The 1,332-nt window shown below is 63.1% G+C and carries 2 protein-coding genes; both read right to left on the reverse strand.

What is annotated here, in order from left to right; genetic code table 11:
* A partial coding sequence (locus AC1DNF_RS35620; protein ID WP_478153638.1) for a Rieske 2Fe-2S domain-containing protein occupies window positions 1-246 on the reverse strand: 246 nt, incomplete at its 3' end.
* Between the two features lie 57 nt (window positions 247-303).
* Window positions 304-1,332: Rieske 2Fe-2S domain-containing protein (locus tag AC1DNF_RS35625; RefSeq protein ID WP_478153640.1), on the reverse strand; the 1,029-nt coding region annotated here is incomplete at its 5' end.

A 1,332-nucleotide genomic window follows, 5' to 3' on the forward strand; every position in this document is an offset into this window, starting at 1 on the left:
ATTGCGCGCCAGGGCCATCGAAGCACCCCGGTGCGGGCACGCCTCGTCGAAGAATCCAACCCGCCCGTTCGTCGCCCGGAAGGCCACGTAGTTCTCTCCGAACAGCCGCACGCGCTCCGGCTTGCCGTCGGCCTCCAGCGTTTCGGACAGCACGGCAGGGATCCACCAGTGCTGCTTGATCATCTGTCCCATCGGCGCACCGTTGGAGACCCGGGTCAGCAAATCGTTTTCTTGTTGGGTGAGCATGGGGCTACTCTCTTGAGATACTGCGATGGACGGGTGAACGAATCAGGTGTGCCTGCGCTACAGCAGGTCCTTCCACCCGGAGTCGCCCTCGAAGAACGCGGCAACGGGCCGGATGTCGGCATACGCGATTTCGGCGTGGCGGGCAGAGGACGGAAGCTTCTCCTGCATGAAGTCACGTACCGCATTCAGCAGGCAGCGCCTCACCTGAACGACCGCGGCGTCTCCGGCACCGAGATATTCCTTTGTCCGGTCCACGATCGGCCCTTGGCTGGTGATGACGGCAAAGTCCTCGGTGCCCAATGCCTGCAGAAAGCCGGTGAAGTGGCCGCGCCGCATCGCATTGCGGTCCTGGCCCCAGTTGTCCTGCGCGTCTCCAGGTGGCTGCGGCGGCCAGGAGTTCCTGTCCGATGGAAACAGGCGCGGCTCATAGGGAATCGCGGCATTCACCACGAAGGTGAGATGCCAGTACCAGATGTGTCCGTCGTCGATGGGAATTGAAAAAAACATGCCCGCCCGATTCCCCGACTCGCTGGTATTGCGCGGGGAAATCATTCCGAACCAAGGCATCACGAACGAGTTCGTTCGCACGTACGAGCGGCCATCGGGCAGTGCGCGCACTGCCGCGTAGCGGAAGCCGTAGGGCTTTTGCTGCAGGTGATAGACAGGCGCCTGGTTGACCGCCGCATTGGCGGCCTCTCTGTCGAGATAACTCTGGTGCAGCACCCCGAGATGGGCTGAGTCCATGGTCGTCTCGACACCCTGGACCCAGTTGCAGTTGACCTTCTGGCGGAACGCCGTGACATGCCCCGCGGGCAGACCGACGAACGGCAGTTCCGGGAAGATCGCGGGCGTGGTTCCTTCGCCCAGCCACACCCAGACGATGCCGCCTTCCTCCCGAACGGGGTAATGCTTCAGCGGCACGTGCTTGCAGTACTCTGCTTCGTTCTGCGGCTGGGTCGGCACCGCCACGGTGACGCCGTCCACTGAAAACTTCCAGCCGTGGTAGATGCAGCGCAGTGCGTTGTCTTCATTGCGCGCCAGGGCCATCGAAGCACCCCGGTGCGGGCACGCCTCGTCGAAGAATCC

The sequence above is a fragment of the Variovorax sp. 01T432 genome (assembly GCF_056398605.1).